Source organism: Pseudomonas sp. TWI923 (assembly GCF_039673365.1).
Taxonomy (GTDB): Bacteria; Pseudomonadota; Gammaproteobacteria; order Pseudomonadales; family Pseudomonadaceae; genus Aquipseudomonas; species Aquipseudomonas sichuanensis.
The window spans coordinates 179,211-203,948 of the sequence record NZ_JBDJLM010000001.1; the positions used below are offsets into that span (position 1 = coordinate 179,211).

Genomic DNA, 24,738 nt, shown 5'->3' on the forward strand with positions numbered 1-24,738 from the left:
AGCACATCCCGTGGGGAGGCTTCCTACGACGTGCGACAAACTATTCATAATGATAATGATTGTCAAATACGAAAGTTAATGATTTAGCATTCGATCTGGTTCTAAGCCGAACACTGTGAACTGCTTCAAACCGTCGCAGGCCCCAACGCCTCTACCCGCTGCCCGGCGGGGCTAATTTCTTCCCCTGTCCATCCGTTCCCCTGTGTACATCCGGCTGCCCAGCGCTGCCCGCCAGCTTGGCGCGGTACAGCATCGGCACGACTCAACCAGACACTGGCAGGAACATTCCATGACGGACGCCTTCGAACTCCCGCACTCGCTGGTCCAGGCCCTGGCGCAACGCGCCGAGCAGACCCCGGAGCGCATCGCCTTGCGCTTTCTGGCCGATGCGCCAGGCGAACAGGCCGTGCTCAGCTACCGGGACCTCGACCAGCGCGCGCGCACCATTGCTGCCGCGTTGCAGGCCCGTGCCGGTTTCGGTGAGCGTGCCGTGCTGCTGTTCCCCAGCGGCCCGGACTACGTCGCGGCGTTCTTCGGCTGCCTGTATGCCGGGGTGATCGCGGTGCCGGCCTACCCGCCGGAGTCTGCCCGCCAGCACCACCAGGAACGGCTGCTGTCGATCATCGATGACGCGCAGCCGCGCCTGTTGCTGACGGTGGGGGCGCTGTGCGAGAGCTTGCAGGGCCTGGAAGCGCTGGTCGGGGAAAATGCCCCGGTGCTGCTGGCCGTGGACAGTCTTGACCCGCAGCTGGCCGAACAATGGCGTGAACCTGCGCTGGCCAATGACGACATCGCCTTCCTGCAGTACACCTCTGGCTCCACCGCGCTGCCCAAAGGCGTGCAGGTCAGCCACGGCAACCTGGTGGCCAACGAACAACTGATCCGCCAGGGCTTCGGCATCGACCTGAACCCCGACGACGTGATCGTCAGCTGGTTGCCGCTGTACCACGACATGGGCCTGATCGGCGGCCTGCTGCAACCGATCTTCAGCGGCGTGCCCTGCGTGCTGATGTCGCCCGGCTATTTCCTCGCCCGGCCACAGCGCTGGCTGCAGGCCATCAGCGAGTACGGCGGCACCATCAGCGGCGGCCCGGACTTCGCCTACCGCCTGTGCAGCGAACGGGTCAGCGAGGCCGCCCTGGCCGGGCTCGACCTCAGCCGCTGGCGCGTGGCCTATTCCGGCTCTGAACCGATCCGCCAGGACAGCCTCGATACCTTCGCCGATAAATTCGCCCGCTGCGGCTTCCAGGCCAGCAGCTTCTTCGCCAGCTACGGCCTGGCCGAGGCCACCCTGTTCGTCAGCGGTAGCCGCCGTGGCCAGGGCATCGGCGCGCTGGAACTGGACGCCGAGGCGTTTGCCGCCAACCGCGCCGAGCCGGGCCAGGGCAGTGTGCTGATGAGCTGCGGCTACCCGCAGCCGGGCCACGCCGTGCGCATCGTCGAACCGCAGCAGTTGCAGGTGCTGGGCGACAACCAGGTGGGCGAGATCTGGGCCGGCGGCCCGAGCATCGCCCTGGGTTACTGGCGCAACCCCGAAGCCAGCGCACGCACCTTCGTCGAAATGGATGGCCAGACCTGGCTGCGCACCGGCGACCTGGGCTTCATGCGTGACGGCGAAGTGTTCGTCACCGGGCGCCTGAAAGACATGCTCATCGTCCGTGGCCAGAACCTCTACCCGCAGGATCTGGAAAAGACCCTGGAGCGTGAAGTTGACGTGCTGCGCAAAGGCCGGGTGGCGGTGTTTGCCGTCGACGACCAGGGCGAGGAGGGCATCGGCGTGGCGGTGGAGATCAGCCGCAACGTCCAGAAGGCGCACACTCCCGAGGTGCTGATCAACACCCTGCGCCGGGTGATCGCCGACGCCTGCCGCCAGGCCCCGGCGGCGGTGCTGCTGCTCAACCCCGGCGCGCTGCCCAAGACCTCCAGCGGCAAGCTGCAGCGCTCGGCCTGCCGCCTGCGCATGCACGACGGCAGCCTGGATTGCTACGCACGCTTCCCGTCCGTCGCCGCGCAGGGCAGCGCAGAAGTTGCCGGCAGTGACCTGCAAGCACGCATCGCCGGTATCTGGCGCGAGCTGCTCAAGGTCGAAGCCGTGGCCGCGGATGATCACTTCCTGCTGCTGGGCGGCAACTCCATCGCCGCCACCCAGGTCACCGCGCGCCTGGGCGACGAGCTGGGCATCCAGCTGAGCCTGCGTACCCTGTTCGAAGCACCGACCCTGGCCGAATACAGTGCCGCGGTGGCGGCCATCCTCGCCGAAGGGGGCAAGGCTGCCGGCGCTATCGACACCCAAGGTCGCGACCAGGCCCTGCCTCAGTCGCTGGCGCAGAACCGTCTGTGGCTGCTGTGGCAGCTGGAGCCTGCGTCCGCCGCCTACAACATCCCCGCTGGCCTGCACCTGCGCGGCGAGCTGGACCAGGCCGCGCTGCAGGCCAGCTTCCAGGCCCTGGTGGCCCGCCACGAATCCCTGCGCACGGTGTTCGACGAGGTCGACGGCCAGGCCGTGCAGCGCATCCTGCCGAGCCTTGCGTTCAACCTCCAGCACTGCGACCTCGAGGGCCTGGAGCCCGCCGAGGTGGCCGCGCGCCGCGAAGACGAAGCGCAGCGACCGTTCGACCTGCGCCAGGGCCCGCTGCTGCGGGTGACCCTGGCCCGCCTGGATGACGAAGAGCACCAGCTGTGGGTGACCCTGCACCACATCGTCGCCGACGGTTGGTCGCTGAACATCCTGCTCGACGAGTTCGCCCGCCTGTACGCCGCGCAAGGGCAGCTCCAGTTGCCCGAGTTGCCACTGGGCTACGCCGACTACGGCAGCTGGCAGCGCCAATGGCTGGCCGACGGCGAAAGCGCCCGCCAGCTCGATTACTGGAAGCACGCCTTGGGCGATGAACTGCCGGTGCTCGACCTGTGCACCGACCAGCCTCGCGCCAGCCAGCAGCACAAGCGCGCAGCGCGTCACAGCCTGAAGGTGCCGACCCGACTCGCCACAGCCCTCAAGGACCTGGCCCGCGACCAGCAGGCCAGCCTGTTCATGGTGCTGCTGGCCGGCTGGCAGGCGCTGCTGCACCGCTATACCGGCCAAGGCGACATTCGCGTTGGCGTGCCCAACGCCAATCGCCCGCGCCTGGAAACCCAGGGCATGGTCGGCTTCTTCATCAACACTCAGGTGCTGCGTGCCGAGCTCGATGGCCGCCTGCCGTTTGCGCAACTGCTCGGCCAGGTGCGCCAGGCCACCCTCCAAGCCCAGGCCCATCAGGACCTGCCGTTCGAACAGTTGGTCGAGGCACTGCCGCAGGCTCGCGAGCAGGGCCTGTTCCAGGTCATGTTCAACCACCAGCAGCGCGACCTTTCGGCGCTGCGCCGTTTGCCCGGCCTGCTCGCCGAAGAGCTGCCATGGCACAGCCGCGAGGCCAAGTTCGACCTGCAGCTGCACAGCGAGGAGGACCACCAGGGCCGCCTGACCCTGGCCTTCGACTACGCCGCCGGGCTGTTCGAGGCGGCCACCGTCAAGCGCCTGGCCAACCATCTGTTGGCGTTCTTCGAACAAGTGTGCGCCCAGCCGCAGCTGGCGTTGGCTGAGGTGCAACTGCTCGATGAGCCGAGCCGTGCGCAACTGCTGCACTGGGGCCAGGCCCCGGTCGCGCAGCCACAACAGCTGCTGGTCGAGCAGCTCAACGAACAAGCCCGCCTGACCCCCGAGCGCACCGCGCTGGTATGGGACGGCGGCCAGCTCACTTATGGCGAGCTGCACCAGCAGGCCAACCGCCTGGCCCACTACCTGCGCGACAAGGGCGTCGGCCCGGACACCTGCGTAGCCATCGCCCTGGAGCGATCGCCGCAGCTGCTGGTGGGCCTGCTGGCCATTCTCAAGGCCGGCGGCGCCTACGTGCCGCTGGACGTGGACTACCCGGCCGAACGCCTGGCCTACATGCTCAAGGATTGCAACGCCGGCCTGCTGCTCAGCCACAGCAGCCAGCTCGAAACCTTGCCGGAGGTTGACGGCGTCAGCGCCATCGCCCTCGACCAGCTGCACCTGGACAGCTGGCCAAGCCAGGCCCCGGGCCTGCACCTGCACGGCGACAACCTCGCCTACGTGATCTACACCTCCGGCTCCACCGGCCAGCCCAAGGGCGTGGGCAACACCCATGGGGCCCTGGCCGAGCGCCTGCAGTGGATGCAGCAGGCCTATGCGCTGGACGACAACGACGTGCTGATGCAGAAAGCGCCGATCAGTTTCGACGTGTCGGTGTGGGAGTGCTTCTGGCCGTTGATCACCGGCTGCAAGCTGGTACTGGCCGGCCCCGGCGAGCACCGCGACCCGCAGCGCATTGCCCAGCTGATCCAGCAGCACGGCGTGACCACGCTGCACTTCGTGCCGCCGCTGCTGCAGGTGTTCGTGCAAGAACCGTTGGCGGCTGGCTGCACCAGCCTGCGCCGGCTGTTCTCCGGGGGCGAGGCGCTGAGCGCGGCCCTGCGCGACCGCGTGCTGCAACTGCTGCCCCAGGTGCAGTTGCACAACCGCTACGGCCCGACCGAAACCGCTATCAACGTCACCCACTGGCACTGCCAGGCCAGCGACGGCGAGCGCTCGCCGATCGGCCGCCCGCTGGGCAACGTGCTGTGCCGGGTGCTGGACGATGAATTCGAATTGACCCCGCCAGGCGTCCCGGGCGAGTTGTGCCTGGGCGGCGCCGGCCTGGCCCGTGGCTACCTTGGCCGCCCTGGCCTCACTGCCGAGCGCTTCGTGCCGCAGCCCGACGGCGAGGGCGCGCGCCTGTACCGCAGTGGCGACCGTGCCCGCTGGCACGCGCGCAGTGAATCCCTGGAGTACCTCGGGCGTCTGGACCAGCAGGTCAAGGTGCGCGGTTTCCGCGTCGAACCTGAAGAAGTCCAGGCGGTATTGCTGGCGCAGCCGGGTGTGCAGCAGGCACTGGTGCTGATCCACAAGGACGCCGTCGGCGCCCAGCTGGTCGGCTACTACAGCGGCGTCGAACAGACCGACGCCGTGCTCGGGGCCCTGGCCGAGCGCCTGCCGGCCTACATGGTGCCGGCGCAACTCATCCATCTGGCGCAGATGCCCCTCGGCCCAAGCGGCAAGGTGGATCGCAAGGCACTGCCGGCGCCGGTTTGGCAGCAGCGTGATCACGTCGAGCCGCAAACCGAACTGCAACAGCAGGTGGCGGCGATCTGGCGCGAGGTGCTCAACCTGCCCCAGGTCGGCCTGCACGACGACTTCTTCGCCCTTGGCGGCCACTCGCTGCTGGCCACCCAGATCGTTTCGCGCAGCCGCCAGGCGCTGGATGTCGAGCTGCCGCTCAAGGCCTTGTTCGAGGCCAGCGAGCTGGGCGCGTTCTGCGCCGAGATCGCCCGCCTGCGCGAGAGTGGCGAGCGCAACCTGCAAGGCGCCATCGCCCGGGTCGACCGCCGTCAGGTGGTGCCGCTGTCGTACTCGCAGCAGCGCATGTGGTTCCTCTGGCAGATGGAGCCGGACAGCCCGGCCTACAACGTCGGCGGCATGGCCCGTTTCAAGGGCGTGCTGCACGTGGACGCCTTCGAGCGCGCCCTGCAGGCGCTGATCGTGCGTCACGAAACCCTGCGCACCACCTTCCCCAGCATCGACGGCAAGGCTTACCAGTGCGTGGACGACGACAGCCACCTGCAACTGCAATGGCATGACTTCAGTGCCTTGCCCGACGAGGCCCGCCAACAACGCCTGCAGCAACTGGCCGACGACCAGGCGCACCAGCCGTTCGACCTGGCGCGCGGCCCGCTGCTGCGCGCCTGCCTGGTCAAGGCCGGTGAGCGCGAGCATTACTTCGTGCTGACCCTGCACCACATCGTCACCGAAGGCTGGGCCATGGACATCTTCGCCCGCGAACTGGGCGAGCTGTACGAAGCCTTCGTCGACGAGCGCGAATCGCCGCTGGCGCCGCTGCCGGTGCAGTACCTCGACTACAGCGTCTGGCAGCGCCAGTGGCTGGAAAGCGGCGAGGGCGCGCGCCAGCTGGCGTACTGGCAAGACCGCCTGGGCGACGAGCACCCGGTGCTGGCATTGCCGGCCGACCGCCCGCGCCCGGCGGTGCAGAGCCACCGCGGCGAGTTGTACCGTTTCGACCTGGACCCTACGCTGGTCAAGCGCGTGCATGCCTTCAATGGCCAGCGCGGGCTGACCCTGTTCATGACCATGACCGCCACCCTGGCCGCCTTGCTGCACCGCTACAGCGGCCAGCGCGACCTGCGTATCGGCGCACCGGTGGCCAACCGCATCCGCCCGGAAAGCGAAGGGTTGATCGGCGCCTTCCTCAACACCCAGGTGCTGCGCTGCGAGGTGGACGGGCAGATGAGCGCCAGCGCGCTGCTCGATCAGGTGCGCAGCGCCATCATCGACGGCCAGTCGCACCAGGACCTGCCGTTCGAGCAGTTGGTCGAAGCGCTGCAGCCGCCGCGTTCGAGCGCCTACAACCCGCTGTTCCAGGTGATGTGCAACGTGCAGCGCTGGGCCTTCCAGCAAAGCCGCGAGCTGGTGGGCATGCAGGTGGACTACCTGGTCAACGACGCCAGCGCCACCAAGTTCGACCTGTACCTGGAGGTCACCGACCTCGATGGCCGCCTGGGCTGCTGTTTCACCTACAGCCGCGACCTGTTCGACGAACCGCGCATCGCGCGCATGGCCGAGCATTGGCAGCAGTTGCTCGAAGCGCTGTTGGACAACCCGGCGCAGCGCCTGTGTGAGTTGCCGATGCTGGCCGAAGCCGAGCAGCAGGTGCTGGTGGGCCAATTGCAGGGGCAGCAGGACTTCGAGCTGAACCAGACGCTCCACGGCCTGTTCGCGGCCCAGGCCGAACGCACCCCCGAGGCGCTGGCGCTGACCTTCGCAGACCAACACCTGAGCTACGCCGAACTCGACCAGCAGGCCAACCGCCTGGCCCGCGCCCTGCGCGAGCGCGGTGTCGGCCCGCAGGTGCGGGTGGGCCTGGCGCTGGAGCGTTCGCTGGAGATGGTGGTCGGCCTGCTGGCCATCCTCAAGGCCGGTGGCGCCTATGTGCCGCTGGACCCGGAATACCCGCTCGACCGCCTGCGCTACATGATCGAAGACAGCCGCCTGGGCCTGCTGATCGGCCAGCGCAGCTTGCTCGAAACCCTGGGCGAGTTGCCCGCAGGGGTGGCCAGCTGGAACCTGGAGGACGATGCCGCACGCTTGTCCGCCTACAGCGACGCGCCGCTGGACAACCTCAACCTGCCGCAGCACCAGGCCTACCTGATCTACACCTCCGGCTCCACCGGCAAGCCCAAGGGCGTGGTGGTCAGCCACGGCGAGATCGCCATGCACTGCCAGGCGGTGATCGCCGAGTTCGGCATGCGCAGCGACGACTGCGAGCTGCACTTCTATTCGATCAACTTCGACGCCGCCAGCGAACGCCTGCTGACGCCGCTGCTGTGCGGTGCCCGCGTGGTGCTGCGCGCCCAGGGCCAATGGGGTGCCGAAGAGATCTGCCAGCTGGTGCGTGAGCAGCAGGTGAGCATCCTTGGCTTCACCCCGAGCTACGGCAGCCAGCTGGCCCAGTACCTGGCCGGGCAGGGCGAGCAGTTGCCGGTACGCCTGGTGATCACCGGCGGCGAGGCACTGACGGGCGAGCACCTGCAACGTATTCGCCAGGCGTTCGCCCCGCAGCAGTTCTTCAACGCCTACGGCCCTACCGAAACCGTGGTCATGCCGCTGGCCTGCCTGGCCCCCGAGCAACTGCCCAGCGACGCTGGCAGCGTGCCGATCGGCCGGGTGATCGGTGCCCGCAGCGCCTACATCCTCGACGACGACCTGGCGCTGCTGCCGCAAGGCGGCATCGGCGAGCTGTACGTCGGCGGCGCCGGCCTGGCCCAGGGTTACCACGACCGCCCGGGCCTGAGCGCCGAGCGCTTCGTCGCCGACCCGTTCAGCCACCACGGCGGGCGCCTGTACCGCACTGGCGACCTGGTGCGCCTGCGCGCCGATGGTCTGGTGGAATACGTCGGCCGTGCCGACCAACAGGTGAAGATCCGCGGCTTCCGCATCGAGCTGGGCGAAATCGAAAGCCGTCTGCAGGAACATGCCGATGTCGACGAGGCCGTGGTCCTGGCCCTCGACCTGCCGGGCGGCAAGCAGCTGGTGGGTTACCTGGTGTGCGCGCAAGCCAAGGCCGACAGCGAGGCCCAGGCCCTGCTGCGCGAAGCGGTCAAGGCCGACGCCCGTCAGCACCTGCCGGACTACATGGTGCCGGCGCACCTGGTGCTGCTCGACAGCCTGCCGCTGATGGGCAACGGCAAGCTCGACCGCCGTGCGCTGCCGGCGCCGGACCTTGAGCAGGCGCGCCAGCACTACCAGGCCCCGGCCAACGAGCTGGAAACGCAACTGGCGCAGATCTGGCGCGACGTGCTCAACGTCTCGCGCATCGGCGTGCAGGACAACTTCTTCGAACTGGGCGGCGACTCGATCCTGTCGATCCAGGTGGTCAGCCGCGCCCGCCAGCTGGGGCTGCAGTTCACCCCGCGCGACCTGTTCCAGCACCAGACCATCCAGACTTTGGCTGCCGTGGTGACCCGCAGCGCGGCACCGAGCGACATCGAGCAGGGCCCGCGCCAGGGGCGCAGCGGCCTGACGCCGATCCAGCACTGGTTCTTCGACAGCGAAGTGCCGCAACCCCAGCACTGGAACCAGGCCGTGCTGCTCGAAGCGCGCCAGCCGCTGCAGGCGGAGCAACTGGAACAGGCCCTGGCCGCTCTGGTCGCCCACCACGACAGCCTGCGCCTGCGCTTCAGCCAGGCCCAGGGCCGCTGGCAGGCCGAGTACACCCAGCCGCACACCCAGCCACTGCTGTGGACTGCCACCGTGGCCGACTTCAACGACTGCCAGGCACTGTACAGCGACGTGCAACGCAGCCTCGACCTTGCGCAGGGCCCGCTGCTGCGCGCCTTGCTGGTCAGCGACGGCCAGGGTGCCCAGCGCCTGCTGCTGGCGATCCATCACCTGGTGGTCGATGGCGTCTCCTGGCGTGTGCTGCTCGAAGACCTGCAAGCGCTGTATCGCGATCAAACCCTGGCCGCCAAGACCCACGCCATGGGCGACTGGGCTGCACGCCTGGCCAGCTACGCGGGTTCCGATTCACTGCGTGACGAGCTGGGCTGGTGGGAACGCCAGCTGGGCAGCGCCCGCCATGAATTGCCGTGCGATCACCCCCAGGGCGGCAACCTGCATCGCCATGCCCAAAGCCTGGCCATCGAACTCGATGTCGAGCAGACCCGTCAGTTGCTGCAACAAGCGCCGGCGGCCTACCACACCCAGGTCAACGACCTGTTGCTGACCGCGCTGGCGCGCACCCTGTGCCGCTGGACCGGCGACGAGCAGGTGCTGGTGCAACTGGAAGGCCATGGCCGCGACGGGCTGTTCGAAGACATGGACCTGACCCGCAGCGTCGGCTGGTTCACCAACGCCTATCCGCTCAGCCTGAGCCCGGACATGGCCGAAGGCGAGGTGGCCCGCGCGGCGTCGATCAAGCGCATCAAGGAGCAACTGCGCCAGGTGCCGCACAAAGGCCAGGGCTACGGCGTGCTGCGCTACCTGGCCGATGACGCCGGCCGTGAGCGCATGGCGGCGCTGCCCCAGGCGCGCATCACCTTCAACTACCTCGGCCAGTTCGACCAGCAGTTCGACCAGGCCGCGCTGTTCCAGCCACTGGATGCGCCGGCGGGCCTGGCCCACGACCTGGATGCGCCGCTGCCGAACTGGCTGAGCGTGGATGGCCAGGTGTACGGCGGCGCCCTGCAACTGCGCTGGAGCTTCAGTGCTGAGCGCTACGACCAGGCCACCATCGCCACCCTGGCCGAAGCCTATCGCCAGGAACTGCTGGCGCTGGTCGGCCATTGCCTGGCCGATGGTAACGGCAGCTTCACCCCGTCGGACTTCCCCCTGGCGCAACTGACCCAGGAGCAGATCGATGCACTGCCGGTGCCCGCCGCGCAGATCGAGGACGTCTACCCGCTGACACCGATGCAGGAAGGCCTGCTGCTGCACACCCTGCTGGAGCCGGGCACCGGCCTGTACTACATGCAGGACCGCTACCGTATCAACAGCGCCCTCGACCCCGAACGCTTCGCCCAGGCCTGGCAGGCCGTGGTCGCCCGCCACGAAGCACTGCGCGCTTCGTTCAGCTGGAACGCCGGCGAGGCGATGCTGCAGATCATCCACAAGGCCGGCAACACGCCAGTGGACTATCAGGACTGGCGCGGCCTCGACGACGACGCCCAGGAACAGCGCCTGCAGGCCCTGCACAAGCAGGAACGCGAGGCCGGTTTCGAGCTGTTGCGCGAGGCGCCGTTCCACCTGCGCCTGGTGCGCGTGGCCGATGAGCGCTACTGGTTCATGATGAGCAACCACCACATCCTCATCGATGCCTGGTGCCGCTCGCTGCTGATGAACGACTTCTTCGAGCTCTACCAGGCCCTCGGCGAGGGCCGTCAGGCGCAGTTGCCGGTGCCGCCGCGCTACCGCGACTACATCGGCTGGCTGCAACGCCAGGACCTGGGCGAGGCGCGCCAGTGGTGGCAGGCCAACCTAGCTGGTTTCGAACGTGCCACGGCAATCCCCAGCGACCGCCCGCTGCGCCATGACCATGCCGGTGACGGCATGGTGGTCGGCGACTGCTACACCCGCCTGGACGTCACTGAAGGTGCCCGCCTGCGCGAACTGGCCCAGGCCCACCAGCTGACGGTCAACACCTTCGCCCAGGCGGCCTGGGCCCTGACCCTGGCCCGCTGCAGCGGCGAGCGCGACGTGGTGTTCGGCGTCACCGTGGCCGGGCGCCCGGTGAGCCTGCCGCAGATGCAGCGCACTGTCGGTCTGTTCATCAACAGCATCGCCCTGCGCGTGCAGTTGCCGCAGCCGGGTGAACGGCGCAGCGTGCGCCAGTGGTTGCAGGGCTTGCTCGACCGCAACATGCAGCTGCGCGAGTACGAATACCTGCCGCTGGTGGCGATCCAGGAATGCAGCGAACTGCCCAAGGGCCAGCCGCTGTTCGACAGCCTGTTCGTGTTCGAGAACGCCCCGGTGGAAACCGCCGTGCTCGACCACGCCCAGCACCTGAACGCCAGCTCCGATTCGGGCCGTACCCATACCAACTTCCCGTTGACCGCGGTGTGCTACCCGGGCGACGACCTTGGCCTGCACCTGTCGTTCGACCAGCGCTACTTCGACTACCCGAGCGTCGAGCGTCTGCTGGGCGAGTTCAAGCGCCTGCTGCTGGCGCTGGTGGACGGCTTCGAAGGCGAGGTGGGCGAACTGCCGCTGCTGGGCGCGGATGAACAGCGCTTCCTGCTGGACGACTGCAACCGCACCGAGCATGCCTACCCGCTGGAACAGAGCTACATCGAACTGTTCGAAGCGCGGGTCGCCGCGCATCCGCAGCGCACCGTCGCCCGCTGCCTGGAGGCATCGTTCGACTACGCCGGGCTTAACCTGGCGGCCAACCGCCTGGGCCATGCCCTGGTCGCGGCCGGGGTGGCCATCGACCAGCCGGTGGCACTGCTGGCCGAGCGTGGCCTGGCGCTGCTGGGCATGATCGTCGGCAGCTTCAAGGCGGGCGCCGGCTACCTGCCGCTGGACCCAGGCCTGCCGTCGGCACGCCTGCAACGCATCGTCGAACTGAGCCGCACCCCGGTGCTGGTGTGCAGCGCGGCCTGTGCCGAACAGGCGCGCCAGTTGCTCGACGAAGTGGCGGGCGCGGTACGGCCGAAACTGCTGGTATGGGAAGAGGTGCAGGCGAGCAACGTGGCCAGCCACAACCCAGGCATCCATAGCGCACCGGACAACCTTGCCTATGTGATCTACACCTCCGGCTCCACCGGCCTGCCCAAGGGCGTGATGGTCGAGCAGCGCGGCATGCTCAATAACCAGTTGAGCAAGGTGCCGTACCTGGTGCTGGACGAGCAGGACGTGATCGCCCAGACCGCTTCGCAGAGCTTCGATATCTCGGTCTGGCAGTTCCTTGCCGCGCCGCTGTTCGGCGCCACGGTAGAGATCGTGCCGAATGCCATCGCCCATGATCCGCAAGGCTTGCTGGCCCATGTGCAGGCCACCGGCATCACCGTGCTGGAAAGCGTGCCGTCGCTGATCCAGGGCATGCTGGCCAACGATCACCAGGCGCTGGACGGCCTGCGCTGGATGTTGCCGACCGGCGAGGCGATGCCGCCGGAGCTGGCCGCGCAGTGGCTGCAGCGTTATCCGGCCATCGGCCTGGTCAACGCCTATGGCCCGGCGGAGTGCTCGGACGACGTGGCGTTCTTCCGCGTCGATCTTGAATCGACCCAGGGCAGCTACCTGCCGATCGGCACGCCGACCGACAACAACCGCCTGTACCTGCTGGGCGAGGATCAGGCACTGGTGCCGCTGGGTGCGGTAGGCGAGCTGTGCGTCGCCGGTACCGGGGTGGGCCGGGGCTATGTCGGCGATCCGGTGCGTACCGCCCAGGCCTTTATTCCGCATCCGTTCGGTGCCCCGGGCGAACGCCTGTACCGCACCGGCGACCTGGCGCGTCGTCGCCCGGACGGGGTACTGGAGTATGTCGGGCGTATCGACCACCAGGTGAAGATCCGCGGTTACCGCATCGAGTTGGGCGAGATCGAGGCGCGCCTGCACGAACAGCCCGAGCTGCGCGATGCCGCCGTGGGTGTGCAGGAAGGCGTCAACGGCAAGCACCTGGTCGGCTACCTGGTGGCCCATCAAGGTGTCGAAGCCGATGCCGCGCTGCTCGACCAGCTCAAGCAACGCCTGCGTGCCGAGCTGCCGGAGTACATGGTGCCGCTGCACTGGGGTTGGTTCGACAGCCTGCCGCACAACGCCAACGGCAAACTCGACCGCAAACTGCTGCCGGCCATCGATATCGGCGGCCAGCACAGCCAGGACTACCTGGCGCCGCGCAGCGAGCTGGAAGAGACCCTGGCCGGCATCTGGGCCGACGTGCTCAAGGCCGAGCGGGTGGGCGTGCGCGACAACTTCTTCGAACTGGGCGGGCACTCGCTGCTGGCCACGCAGATCGCTTCGCGGGTGCAGAAGGCGTTGGCACTCAACGTGCCGCTGCGGGCGATGTTCGAGTGCAGCACGGTGGAGGAACTGGCGGCTTACGTGCAGGGGCTGCAGGGCAGCGCGCTGGATGAAGACAAGGTGGATCGGTTGAGCGATCTGATGGCGGAGCTGGAGGCGCTCTGACTTAATCGGGAAATCCGCGTCGGTTTCTTCGCGGGTAAACCCGCTCCCACAGGTACACCGCAAACTTCAATCCAGCGGTGTATCTGTGGGAGCGGGTTTACCCGCGAAGGGGCCAGCACAGGACTGCGACTAATCAACGTTTGCCGAGTATCTTGCCCAGCAGCTCCGGCCGCGGCGCCCCTTGCTGGCTCTGCAACTGCCCATGCTCATCCTGGAAGAAGATCGCCGGCGTCGCCGCCAGCCCCAGCTCTTCCATCAGCGCCTGGTTGGCGTCGAGCTTCTTCTGCACCGCTTCCGGCACCTTCTCCAGTGGCTTGAGTGTGCTCGCCTTGCCCGCCGACTCATGGGCCAGCAAGGCCTTGCTCGGGTCCTTGGCGGCCAGCAGGGCGGCGGACTTGCCCGGGCTGTCCTCGCGAATGATGCCGACCATGATATGGCGCAGTTGCACCTTGCCCGACTCGACCCACGGCCGGGCCTGCTGCCAGAACATGTTGCAGTACGGGCAGTTGGGGTCGCTGAACAGGTAGACGATGCGCGGTGCGTCGGCCTTGCCGTCGGCGATCCAGGCGGTCTTCTCCATCTTCGCCCAGATGGCCTTGCTCATCGGGGCGTACACCAGTTTCTCCAGGGGCTCGGCGCTGAGGTCCTTGCCTTGCTCGTCGAACAGGCTGCCCACCAGCACGTGCTTGCCGTCGGGGGTGAGGTACAGGGCGATGCCATTGTTCTGGTACTCGGCGGCGTAGCCGCGCAGGCCGTCGGGGGCATTGAAGCTGCCTTTGATCACCGCGCCCTTGGCTTGCAGTTGCTGGATCGCCTTGGGCAGTTCTTCGGCCTGCAGCGCGGGTGCGGCCAGCAAGGCGAGGGTGAGGGGCAGCAGGGCATTCAATCGCATGTCAGTTTCCTTGTGGGGCGGGCGCGTCGGCGCGGTCGAAGGGTTCCAGGGCGTGGCGCAGGCTGGCCCGCGACAACTCGCCCAGGTGGCTGCCGACCAGCCGCCCTTCGGCGTTGTAGAACAGGGTGGTGGGCAGGGCCATGGAGCCGACCTTGCGCGCCAGCTCGCCGCTGCCGTCGAACAACACATGGGACAGCATCAGGCCGGTGGTGGCCATGAAGGTGCTGACGTTCTCCGGGGTTTCGCCCTGGTTGACGAACAGGAAGGTCACGTGGGGGTAGTCGTGCTGGGCTTGCTGCAACACCGGCATTTCCCGGCGGCAAGGTGGACACCAGGTGGCCCAGATGTTGATCACCAGCGGGCGCCCGCGGTAGTCGTGCAGCGCCACCGCCTGGCCGCGGTTATCGCGCAGGGTCAACTGCGGCAGCTCCGTGCCCTTGCTGTACAGGTGGCTGCCTAGGCTGCCGAGCACCCAGAACAGCGCGCCACTGGCCAGCGCCCAGCCCAGTGGGCGGCGCAGGCCGGGGCGACTCCAGCCCTGCCAGAGCGTGCCCAGCACGATGCCGAACAGGCCGCCCCAGAGCAGGAAACCACCGTCGCGGATATCGATGACTTGCAGTGGCTCGTCGCGGTACATCGGCCAGTAGGCCAGAACGAAGCCCAAACGGGCACACAGCAAACCCAGCAGAAACACATTGAACAACGCCGACTCGGGGTTCTCGCCACCGCGCTTGGCCACGCGCCAGCCGACCAGGCAGGCGATGCCCAGCGCCGCGAGCAACAGCAGGTGATTCAGGGCCATGGTCAATGGCCCGAGGGTGACGGTCAGCATCAGCCTTGGCTCCTGGTCTGGGCCCAGTGTTGCAGGAAACCGGCGGCGTCGATTTCGCCGGTGATGCGTCGGGCGCGGCGTTCGTCGCCTTCCGGGCCGACCCAGATCAGGCTGGGCGGGCCTGGCACCTGGTAGCGCTGCAGCAGCTCGCGGCTGGCCGGCGAGTCGGCGGTGACGTCCAGGCGCAGCAGGTGCACGCCAGCTAGGCTGGCCTGTACATCGGCACGGCCAAACACCTGTTTTTCCATGACCTTGCACGACACACACCAGTCGGCATAGTAGTCCACCAGCACCCACTGGCCACGGGCCTTGGCGGCGTCGAGCTCGCGCTGCAGGTCGACGGGGTTGCTGACCGTGACGAAGGCGTCATGCGCGGTGGCCTGGGCGGCACTCTGGGTATTGCCCGCGAAGGGCTGCAACGGCTGCCAAAGGTTGCTGCCACCCGCCGCCGCACCGACCAGCAGCAGGCCGCCCCACAGGGCCCCCAGCAGCGGCACCGCGCGCAGGGCAGGTAAACGATGCAGGGCCGGCCAGGCGGCCCAGCCCAGGGCGATCAGCCAGGCGCCGGCCAGGGCCAGCAGCAAGGGCTCGGTCAGCAGGGTGCGCACGGTGTACAGGGCCATGGCCAGGAACACGAAGCCGAACAGGCCCTTGACCAGGTTCATCCAGGCGCCCGGGCGCGGCAGGTAGCGGTTGCCCAGGGTCACCAGCAACATCAGCGGCACGCCCATACCCAGCCCGAGGCTGAACAGCACCAGCGCCCCGTGCAGCACATCGCCGCTTTGCGCGATGTACAGCAGCGCGCCCGCCAGCGGCGCGGTCATGCACGGGCCCATCAGCAAGCCCGACAACGCGCCGAGCAATGCCGCGCCATACAGGTTGCCGCCGCGGGTGCCTTGCCCGGCGCGGTCCAGGCGATCACGCAGCGCCACTGGCAGCTGCAACTCGAAGGCGCCGAACATCGGCAGGGCCAGCAGCACGAACAGCGCCGCCAGGCTGCCCAGCAGCCACGGCTGCTGCAACCAGGCCTGCAGGCTGGCGCCCAGCAGCGCGGCGACCACCCCCAGCGCGGCATACACCAGCGCCATGCTCAACACATACACGCCGGCCAGCACCCAGCCACGGCGGGCGCTGGCGCCATTGCCCATGACCAGCCCGGCGAGGATCGGCAGCATCGGCAGCGAACAGGGGGTGAAGGCCAGCAGCAGGCCCAGGCCGAAGAATGCCAGCAGGCTCCAGGCCAGGGTGCTCTGCTGCAGCGTGCCGGCCAGGGCCTGGTCGCTGGCCTGCTCAGCGCCCGGCGTCGGCGCCTGCGTGCCGCCCAGGGCGATCGGCGTGGTTTGCGGCGGGTAGCACAGCCCGGCGTCGGCGCAGCCCTGCCAGCCCAGGCGCAGCTCGCCACTGGCGTTGGCCGGCAACAGCAGCTCCAACTCGGTGCGGTACACCGCGCTGTCGCCGAAGAACTCGTCGTGATGGTTTTCGGCCTGGGGCAGTTGCGGGTGCTGCTCAGGCGGCAGACCGTCGAACTTCAGGCGCTTCTGGTAGAGGTAGTAGCCGTCCTGGATCTGGAAATGCAGGCGCACCTGGCCGTCGGCGAGGCGGTCGTGGGTCAGCACGAAGGCCTGGTTCACCGGCAGGAAGTCCGGTTTGGCGGCAAACGGGTTGGCCTGAAGCGGGCCGGCGAGCAGGAAGGTCAGGAAGAGCAGGAGCACACGCATGTCGAGGCCTTGGCAGAGCTTGGAATGCGGCCATGCTGGCCGGGGGGTATTAACTGAAGGTTAAACCGGGATTATGGCGACGACTAACCCCCCACCGCGGGGCATAATCCCCCCTTAATGACCACGCTGTTCAATAACCCGCTTCCCCACCCCAGGAGCCCCCACCATGCACGTTCTGCTCTGCGAGGACGACGACCTGATCGCCAGCGGCATCTGCGCCGGGCTCACGGCCCAGGGCTTCACCGTCGACCGGGTGGGCAATGCGTCGCAGGCGCGGCAGATGCTGCAGGCCGCGCAGTTCGATGTGATGATCCTCGACCTGGGCCTGCCCGACGAGGACGGCCTGAAGCTGCTGCGCCGTCTGCGCCAGCAGGGCGAGGCGCTGCCGGTGCTGGTGCTGACCGCGCGGGACGCGGTCAGCGACCGGGTCGACGGGCTGCAGGCCGGCGCCGACGACTACCTGCTCAAGCCGTTCGACCTGCGCGAGCTGGCGGCGCGCCTGCATACCCTGGTGCGGCGGGTGGCGGGGCGGGCGGTGAACGTGATCGAGCATGGCCCGCTGTGCTATGACCCGAGCAGTTGCATGGCCACCCTGGCCGGGCAGCCGGTCGACCTGTCGCGGCGCGAGCAGGCACTGTTGCAGGCGCTGTTGCAGAACCCCGGGCGGGTGCTGTCCAGCGAACAGCTCAAGGATTGCGTCTACGGCTTCAGCGACGAGGTCGAGAGCAATGCGTTGAACGTGCATATCCATCACCTGCGGCGCAAATTGGGCAACGGCATCGTCGAGACGGTGCGGGGGCTGGGCTACCGGCTGGGACCGGCGCAGGCGCCGGAGGGGGCTTCGTCATGAGCCTGCGGGTACGGCTGTCGCTGATTCTTGGCAGCGTGTTCATCGTCATCTGGGCGTTGGCGGCGGCGTGGATGCTGCGTGACCTGCGCCAGCAGATGATGTTCTCCCTGGACCAACGCCTGGTGGCCTCGGCACGCATGGTCGCCGGGCTCATCGACCAGTTGCCGCAGCCGCTGGCGGCCAAGGGCGAGGAGGCGCATTTTGCCGCCGACCAACTGAGCGTGCCGGACGGCATGGCCTGCCAGGTCAGCTCGCTGCGCGGTGAGGTGTTGGCCAGCAACCACAAGCACGACGGGGCGATGGACGACCAGCGCAGCGGCTTCCGTGACCAGACCATCGAAGGCGCCTCCTGGCGCACATTCACCTACAACCACGGCGATGTACGGATCACCACGGCTGACCGCCACCAGGAGCGCGAGGCGCTGAACCAGTCGATACTGCTGGCCGCCTCGGCGCCGGTGCTGATGGCCTTGCTCGGTAGCCTGGGGTTGCTGTGGATCGGCCTGGGCAAGGGCCTGGAACCGCTCAACCGTATGCGCGACGCGTTGCGCAGGCGGCGCGCCGACAGTGTCGAGCCGTTGCAGGTGGCGGGCCTGCCCAGCGAACTGCAGCCGTTGCTCGACACCCAGAACCAGTTGTTCCTGCGTATCGCTCAGACCCTCGAGCGCGAGCGGCGCCTGACCGACGATGCCGCCCACGAACTGCGCAGCCCGCTGACCGCGATCAAGACCCACCTGCAGGTGGCTCGCATGACCGACGGCGCGGTGCGCGAGCAGGCGCTGGAGCACGCCGAGCAGGGCACCGACCGCATGCACCGCACGCTGGAGCAACTGCTGATGTTGGCCCGGGTCGAGGGCAGCCTGTCGTTCGACGACGGCGTGCAGTGCAGCGCCGAGCAGGTGGCCTTGCAGGCGGTTCAGGACGCAGGCGGTGGTGATAACCGGCGCATCCTGCTGCGCTTGCCGGAAGAAGCGGCCAAGGTCTACCTCGGCATGCCGGCGCCCTTGGCGGTGGCGGCGCTGCGTAACCTGCTGGACAACGCCCTGCGTCACGGTGGCGATGCGGCGGTGGAGCTGGAAGTGCAGACGCGGGATGGGCAGGTGGGTTTCATGGTGCGCGACCATGGCCCGGGCATCGCCCAGGAAGACCTCGAACACCTCACCGAACGCTTCTGGCGTAACAGCCAGAGCGGCGGTTGCGGCCTGGGCCTGGCGATCGTCCAGGCCATTGCCCAGCGTTGCGCGGGCAGCCTGCGTTTCGACAGCCAGGCCGATGGATTGCGGGTGTGGTTGAACGTGCCGGCGCGCTCGGTCAAGTGATCGGCGTTGGCTCCTACACTGCGATCAGCACTGGCACAACAAATCCCGCAGCAACCGCTAAATCCGTACCTCGCCCAAGCGTTTTCCAAGCGATAACAACCCGACACACATCCGGTTACAGGGGCGTGGCGGGCACATTCGCTTGCTTGCGAGGGTTTTTCCGATGTCGACCGCTTCCAGCCTTGCCCAGGTTCTGCCGGCCAACGCGCCGCAGGCCTTGTATGAATTCACGGACTCACCGCTGCTGCTGCGCCAGCAGCAACAGGAGTCCAACGCGCGCAGCTACCCGCGGCGCATCCCGCTGGCGCTCAAACGCGCCCGTGGCCTCTACGTCGAGGACGTCGAGGGCCGCCAGTTCATCGACTGCCTGGCCGGCGCCGGCACCTTGGCGCTAGGGCACAACCACCCGGTGGTGACCGAGGCGATCCAGCGTGTGCTGGCCGATGAGCTGCCGCTGCACACCCTGGACCTGACCACCCCGGTCAAGGACCGTTTCGTCCAGGACCTGTTCGGGGTGCTGCCCGAGGCGCTGCGCAGCGAGGCGAAGATCCAGTTCTGCGGCCCGACCGGTACCGACGCGGTGGAAGCCGCACTGAAGCTGGTGCGTACCGCCACCGGGCGCAGCACGGTGCTGGCGTTCCAGGGGGCCTACCACGGCATGACCCAGGGCGCGCTGAGCCTGATGGGCAGCCTGGGGCCGAAAAAGCCGCTGGGCGCGCTGCTCAACAATGGCGTGCAGTTCCTGCCATACCCTTACGACTACCGTTGCCCGTTCGGCCTGGGCGGTGAGGCGGGCGTGCGTGCCAACCTGCATTACCTGGAAAACCTGCTGAACGATCCCGAGGCCGGCGTTGCGCTGCCTGCGGCAGTGATCGTCGAGGTAGTGCAGGGCGAAGGCGGCGTGATCCCGGCGGACATCGAGTGGCTGCGCGGCCTGCGCCGGATCACCGAGCAGGCCGGGGTGGCGCTGATCGTCGATGAGATCCAGAGCGGCTTTGCCCGTACCGGGCGGATGTTCGCCTTCGAGCATGCCGGCATCGTCCCGGATGTGGTCACGCTATCGAAAGCCATCGGCGGCAGCCTGCCGCTGGCGGTGATGGTCTATCGCGACTGGCTCGACCAGTGGTCGCCGGGTGCCCATGCCGGCACCTTCCGCGGCAACCAGATGGCCATGGCCGCAGGCTCGGCGGTGATCAACTACCTGGTCGAGCACCGTCTGTGCGAGCACGCCGAAGCCATGGGCCAGCGCCTGCGTGGCCACCTGCAACGCCTGCAGCAGGATTATCCGCAGCTGGGCGACATTCGTGGCCGTGGCTTGATGCTGGGGGTCGAGCTGGTGGATCCGGCCGGCAAACTCGACGCCCAAGGCCATCCGCCGGCCTGTCGCACCCTGGCGCCGAAGGTGCAGCGTGAATGCCTGCGCCGTGGTTTGATCCTCGAACTGGGCGGGCGGCATGGCGCGGTGGTGCGCTTCCTGCCGCCGTTGATCATCAGCGCCGAGCAGATCGACGAAGTGGCCGGGCGTTTTGCCGAAGCGGTGCGGGCGGCGGTTGCTGCACGTTGAAGCGAACCGTGACAAGCACTGGGGCCGCGTAATGCGGCCCCAGTGCTTTTCAGTCCAGTACCCGGCCGGCGCGCCAGTAGCCCATCAGGGTCAGGCTTTCGCGTGGCAGGCCGCGCGTCTTGATCAGGTGTCGGCGGATGTCCATCACCGCCCCTGATTCACCAGCGATCCAGGCATGGAAGCCATTGCTCTCGCCGCTGGCCAGTTCCCACAGCAGCTGTGTGTCGATGTCCACGTCTTCAAGCGTGCTCGACGCTGTGCTGCGCGCAGCGGGCAGGCTGGCCAGCTCTTGTACGGCGTGACGCATGGCCTGGCCGTGCTCGCTGCGCAGCAGGTCACGGGGCAGCCAGTGCAGGCGGGTTGCCGGGCTGTGGCGCAGGGGCAGGCAGTCGTCTTCCAGGGGCACTTCGATAAAAGCTTCTACCGCCAGCTCAGGGGCCTGGTCGGCCAGCTGTTCGAGGATGCCGGCGATGGCCGGCAGGGCGGTTTCGTCGCCCACCAGCAGAATATGCCGGGCGTCGTGCGGGGGCTTCCATTCGTAGCCGCCCGGGTCGCCGGCATAGGCCAGGTTGGGGGCGACCATCTGCAGCCGGTCACCCATGCGGGCGCTGGTCGCCCAGGCCGATGCCGGGCCGTTGACCCCATGCAGGACGAAGTCCACATCCACTTCACAGGCTTCGCGGCGCAGGGCGCGAATGGTGTAGGTGCGCATCGGCGGCGTGTCCTGCGGCGCCAGGTGGCGGCGTGCCTGTTGCCACTGGCCGTCCTTGGGCAGGTTGGGCGCAGCGCCCGCAGGGGTGGGGAAGAACAGCTTGATGCGCTGGTCGGGGGCCAGGGTGGTCATCTGGGCCACATCAGGGCCGCTGAAGACGAAGCGGCACAGCGAGGGGCTCAGGGCCACGATGGCCTTGAGCTCGATGTCGAAGATCCGGTAGGCGGTGGCCTTGCTGGGGCGGATCAGGCGGGCAAGCAGGGAGGTCATGGGGGTACCTCTGGCAACGGGAGATACTCAACAGACGAGCGCCTCGGCCGCTAAATTTACCCGGCCGACATCCGTCCTAGCTTGGATAGAAGCCGCGTCACGCGGAGACGGATTGAGGCGCAATGACAATTTCTCGACGAGGATTCATCGCGGGCCTGGCGGTAGCGGGCGCTGCCGGCACGGCGGCCTATTACGCGCACAAGGAACTGACCCACGACCCGCAGGACGATGTGGTCACGCCGGGCGAGGCCAGCGTGGAGCTGGCCGACGCTGCCGGGCAGGTGCTGGCGGACTTGCTGCGCGGGGTCTGGGACATCCGCTTTGCCGGCGCCGATGGTGGCCTTGATGGCCTGCCCAAGGAAGGCGTGGAGATGTTCCTCGATGTCGCCACCAAGGGCCGCGGGCTGCGGGGCTTCGTCGATACCGGCGAACGCCTGCGTGGCGACGGCGAGGCGGCCTACCGTGTGCTTGGCGACCTGGTGGGTGCCAGCAGCGGCCAGGTGCGCTGGCGCTTGGTCGGCCTGCACGGCGGCCCTGGCTATGAGTGCGTGGCCAGCCTCGATGAGGTGTGGGGCACCTTTGCCAATGCCGGCCCAGGCACCCTCAGCGGCCGCATTCAACGCCTGGACCGCCCGCTGACGCTGCCGTTGCAGGACAGCCGCTTTGTCGCGGTCAAGCGGCCATTCCCCGAAGCGCGCGAGCGCCTGCCCTACACCGCGCAGATGCAGGACTGGGTGATCGGCGCCGAGCATCGGCTGTTCCACCAGCTCTGGCACGCGACCCGCGATCAGTGGCACAAGCTGCCCGTGGAGAAGCACAACGCGCTGCGTGGTCTGGGCTGGCAGCCCGGCCCGCGCGACCGCGAGCGCGATGCCCGTGGCCCGCGCAAGCACCGCAATGGTTCAGGCATCGACTTCCTGTTCATGCATCGGCACATGCTGATGCATGCCCGCACCCTGCAGGACCTGCCGTCGTGGCAGCGCTTCCCGTTGCCGCAACCGAGCGTGGAGTTCGACCGCGCAGGCTTCGCTCGCTACCACGACAACCACGACGGCCACCGTGTGCCGCCCAGTTGGCAGGCGCCCGAGGACGAGGCCTACGGCCAGTGGGTGGCGGCGATCAAGGCGGGTGAGACGTTCTGCAGCAACTTCCAGGTGTGGGAGTCGCAGTACCAAGACCCGCAGTACCTGTCGAAGCTGTCGCTGGGGGCCTTCGGCTCCGAGCTTGAGATGAACCTGCACGACTGGTTGCACATGTGCTGGGCGTCGGTGCCGCGTGACCCGATCAACGGCGCGCCGGTGCCCTTTGCCCGTGACCCTGCGGACTTCGCCGCGCGCTGGTTCGAGCGTGAAAACGATTTTCTCGGCGACCCGTTCTCGTCCCACGTCAACCCGGTGTTCTGGGCCTTCCATGGCTGGATCGACGACCGCATCGACGACTGGTTCCGCGCCCACGAGCGCTATCACCCTGGCCAGGTTCGGCGCCAGCAGGTCAATGGTGTGGCCTGGTTCGCCCCTGGCCGCTGGGTGGAGGTCGATGACCCGTGGCTGGGGCCCGATACCCATGGCTGCAGCACCGAGCCGGGCACGCGCCCGGGTAAATCGGTCGAGATGGACGTGGAGGTGATGAAACTGGCCTTGCGCATCACCTTCGGTGAAGACGACAAGATCGACGGGCTGCTGCGCAAGGTGCCGCAACGGCCCTGGTATGCGCGGCATCTGTCGATGAAGAACATTGCGACTTGATGGGCTTCGCCGCGGGCGCACGTTTCCATTCGATGGGCTGGCACGCCCCCTGTAGGAGCGGCCTTGTGTCGCGAAAGGGCCGCGTAGCGGCCCCAGGATTTCAGCAAGGACGTTGAAATTGCCGGGGCCGCTGCGCAGCCCTATCGCGACACAAGGCCGCTCCTACAAGGGGTGGCGGGTTAGGGCCGAGCCTCGGCCAGTGCCTGCGGCGCCTGCCACCCCCCACCCAACGCCTTGTACAACGCCACGCTGCCCTGCAGCCGTGCCAGGTACAGTTGCGCCTGCTCATCCTGGGCCAGGTACAGGGTGCGTTGGGTTTCCAGCACGCTCAGCAAGGTCTCGGCACCGGCGGCATAACGCTGCTGGGCGAGGTCGAAGGCGATGCGCGCCTGCTGCACTTCCTGGTCTTGCCACTGGCGCTGGCGCTCGACGCCACTGATGGCGTTGAGGGCTTTCTCTACATCGGAAAAACCGGCCAGGATGCTGCTGCGGTATGTCTCCAGCAGCTCCTGCTGCTCGGCGCTGGCCAGCTCGCGCTGGGCGCGCAGGCGGCCATTGTTGAAGATGGGCGCGGTAAGGCCGGCGGTGAGGGTGTAGTAGGGGCTGTCGAAAATATTGGCAAAGGTCCTGGAGCCGCTGCCAAGGTTGGCGCCCAGGACCAGGCGCGGCAGCATGGCGGCCCTGGCGACCTGCACGTCGGCGCTGGCGGCGGCCAGGCGGGCTTCGGCGGCGGCGATGTCGGGGCGTCGGCTCAGCAGTTCGCTGGGCACGCCGCTACCGATCACTGGCCAGTGCAGCGCGCCGATCACCTCGTTGCCAGCGGGCAGTGCCTGCACTGGTTCACCCAGCAGGGTGGCCAGGGTGATGCGGTTGTCCTGGCGGCGCTGTTCGAGCAGCGGCAGCTGGCGCTCCTGGGCGGCCACCAGGCTGCGCTGCTGGGCCAGTTCCAGGCGGGTGGCGGAGCCCGCGCGTTCGCGGGTCTCGACCAGGCCGAGCACGTCGCGGGCGTTGTCGAGGTTGAGGCGGGCGATGCGCAATTGCTCCTCCAGGGCCAGGCCCTGCAGGTAACTGTCGGCCACGGCGCTGACCAAGGTCAGTTCGACGGTCTGGCGCTCGAAGCGGCTGGCGTCCAGGCTACGCAGGGCGCTGTCGCGGGCGGCGCGCAGGCCACCCCAGAAGTCGATCTCGTAGCTGGCGCTCAGGCGGGTACCGAACGAGGTGCTGGTGCGTTCGCTGCTGCTGGCGTCGAGCTGGTCGTTGCCGTCACCGCGCAGCAGGCGCTGGCGGCTGGCATCCAGGCCCAGCTGCAGTTCCGGCAGCAAGGGGGCGCCGGCGATCACCGCGCTGGCCTGGGCCTGGCGCACCCGGGCGGTGGCGGCGGCGAGGTCGTAGCTGTTTTGCCGGGCGCGTTCGATCAACTGGTCAAGCACTGGGCTGGCGAAGGCGCGCCACCAATGGCCGTCCGGCCAGGGTTGCGCCGTTTCGGCGGCGCCTTGCCAGGCGGCTGGGGCGTCGATGCCCGACGCCGGTGGCGGCGGGGTGCTGCAGGCGGCCAGGAACAGGCTCAGGGTCAACAGGCTGATGCGGCTGGGGATCGTCATG

Annotated in this window: 10 protein-coding genes; 5 read left to right on the forward strand and 5 right to left on the reverse strand. The window is 68.2% G+C overall.

Going from position 1 to position 24,738, the window contains the following annotated elements:
- Positions 1 to 289: 289 nt before the first annotated feature.
- Positions 290 to 13,234 (forward strand): non-ribosomal peptide synthetase, encoded by a 12,945-nt coding sequence (locus ABE459_RS00815; protein ID WP_346647848.1) that lies wholly within the window; start codon positions 290 to 292, stop codon positions 13,232 to 13,234.
- Between the two features lie 133 nt (positions 13,235 to 13,367).
- Here the strand turns inward: ABE459_RS00815 and dsbG are convergent, their stop codons facing one another.
- From dsbG to dsbD, 3 genes are read right to left on the reverse strand one after another with little or no spacing between them, the layout of a single operon-like run.
- On the reverse strand, positions 13,368 to 14,126 hold the full coding sequence (gene dsbG, locus ABE459_RS00820; protein ID WP_125464917.1) for a thiol:disulfide interchange protein DsbG: 759 nt from the start codon (positions 14,124 to 14,126) through the stop codon (positions 13,368 to 13,370).
- Position 14,127: 1 nt separating this feature from the next.
- Positions 14,128 to 14,958, reverse strand: a complete 831-nt coding sequence (locus ABE459_RS00825; RefSeq protein ID WP_125859480.1) for a TlpA family protein disulfide reductase — start codon at positions 14,956 to 14,958, stop codon at positions 14,128 to 14,130.
- Positions 14,958 to 16,676 (reverse strand): protein-disulfide reductase DsbD, encoded by a 1,719-nt coding sequence (gene dsbD / locus ABE459_RS00830; protein ID WP_323828235.1) that lies wholly within the window; start codon positions 16,674 to 16,676, stop codon positions 14,958 to 14,960. Before dsbD ends, ABE459_RS00825 begins: the two co-directional genes overlap by 1 nt.
- 166 nt (positions 16,677 to 16,842) lie before the next feature.
- On the opposite strand from dsbD, the gene ABE459_RS00835 reads away from it, so the two are divergent.
- From ABE459_RS00835 to ABE459_RS00845, 3 genes are all read left to right on the forward strand, one after another.
- Positions 16,843 to 17,526, forward strand: coding sequence for a response regulator transcription factor (locus ABE459_RS00835; protein WP_110994018.1), 684 nt, complete (start codon positions 16,843 to 16,845; stop codon positions 17,524 to 17,526).
- Positions 17,523 to 18,845 (forward strand): ATP-binding protein, encoded by a 1,323-nt coding sequence (locus tag ABE459_RS00840; RefSeq protein ID WP_323828233.1) that lies wholly within the window; start codon positions 17,523 to 17,525, stop codon positions 18,843 to 18,845. The genes ABE459_RS00835 and ABE459_RS00840 overlap by 4 nt, the downstream gene beginning before the upstream one ends.
- 163 nt (positions 18,846 to 19,008) lie before the next feature.
- Positions 19,009 to 20,409: an aspartate aminotransferase family protein gene (locus ABE459_RS00845; RefSeq protein ID WP_323828231.1), complete on the forward strand. Its 1,401-nt coding sequence runs from the start codon at positions 19,009 to 19,011 to the stop codon at positions 20,407 to 20,409.
- A gap of 49 nt (positions 20,410 to 20,458) precedes the next feature.
- On the opposite strand, the gene ABE459_RS00850 is transcribed toward ABE459_RS00845, so the two are convergent.
- Positions 20,459 to 21,391, reverse strand: coding sequence for a siderophore-interacting protein (locus ABE459_RS00850; protein ID WP_323828229.1), 933 nt, complete (start codon positions 21,389 to 21,391; stop codon positions 20,459 to 20,461).
- A 122-nt stretch (positions 21,392 to 21,513) separates the two neighbouring features.
- On the opposite strand from ABE459_RS00850, the gene ABE459_RS00855 reads away from it, so the two are divergent.
- Complete coding sequence (locus tag ABE459_RS00855; RefSeq protein ID WP_323828227.1) at positions 21,514 to 23,136, forward strand: twin-arginine translocation signal domain-containing protein; 1,623 nt, start codon at positions 21,514 to 21,516, stop codon at positions 23,134 to 23,136.
- Positions 23,137 to 23,315: 179 nt separating this feature from the next.
- Here ABE459_RS00855 and ABE459_RS00860 read toward each other — a convergent pair whose 3' ends face one another.
- Positions 23,316 to 24,737, reverse strand: a complete 1,422-nt coding sequence (locus ABE459_RS00860) for an efflux transporter outer membrane subunit (protein WP_323828225.1) — start codon at positions 24,735 to 24,737, stop codon at positions 23,316 to 23,318.
- Between the last annotated feature and the right edge of the window lies 1 nt (position 24,738).

Coding starts and splice junctions, on each gene's coding strand:
- ABE459_RS00860 (WP_323828225.1), bottom strand. CDS start 24,737: ATGACGATCCCCAGCCGCATCAGCCTGTTGACCCTGAGCCTGTTCCTG.
- ABE459_RS00845 (WP_323828231.1), top strand. CDS start 19,009: ATGTCGACCGCTTCCAGCCTTGCCCAGGTTCTGCCGGCCAACGCGCCG.
- ABE459_RS00825 (WP_125859480.1), bottom strand. CDS start 14,958: ATGCTGACCGTCACCCTCGGGCCATTGACCATGGCCCTGAATCACCTG.
- dsbG (WP_125464917.1), bottom strand. CDS start 14,126: ATGCGATTGAATGCCCTGCTGCCCCTCACCCTCGCCTTGCTGGCCGCA.
- ABE459_RS00855 (WP_323828227.1), top strand. CDS start 21,514: ATGACAATTTCTCGACGAGGATTCATCGCGGGCCTGGCGGTAGCGGGC.
- ABE459_RS00815 (WP_346647848.1), top strand. CDS start 290: ATGACGGACGCCTTCGAACTCCCGCACTCGCTGGTCCAGGCCCTGGCG.
- ABE459_RS00850 (WP_323828229.1), bottom strand. CDS start 21,391: ATGACCTCCCTGCTTGCCCGCCTGATCCGCCCCAGCAAGGCCACCGCC.
- ABE459_RS00835 (WP_110994018.1), top strand. CDS start 16,843: ATGCACGTTCTGCTCTGCGAGGACGACGACCTGATCGCCAGCGGCATC.
- dsbD (WP_323828235.1), bottom strand. CDS start 16,676: ATGCGTGTGCTCCTGCTCTTCCTGACCTTCCTGCTCGCCGGCCCGCTT.
- ABE459_RS00840 (WP_323828233.1), top strand. CDS start 17,523: ATGAGCCTGCGGGTACGGCTGTCGCTGATTCTTGGCAGCGTGTTCATC.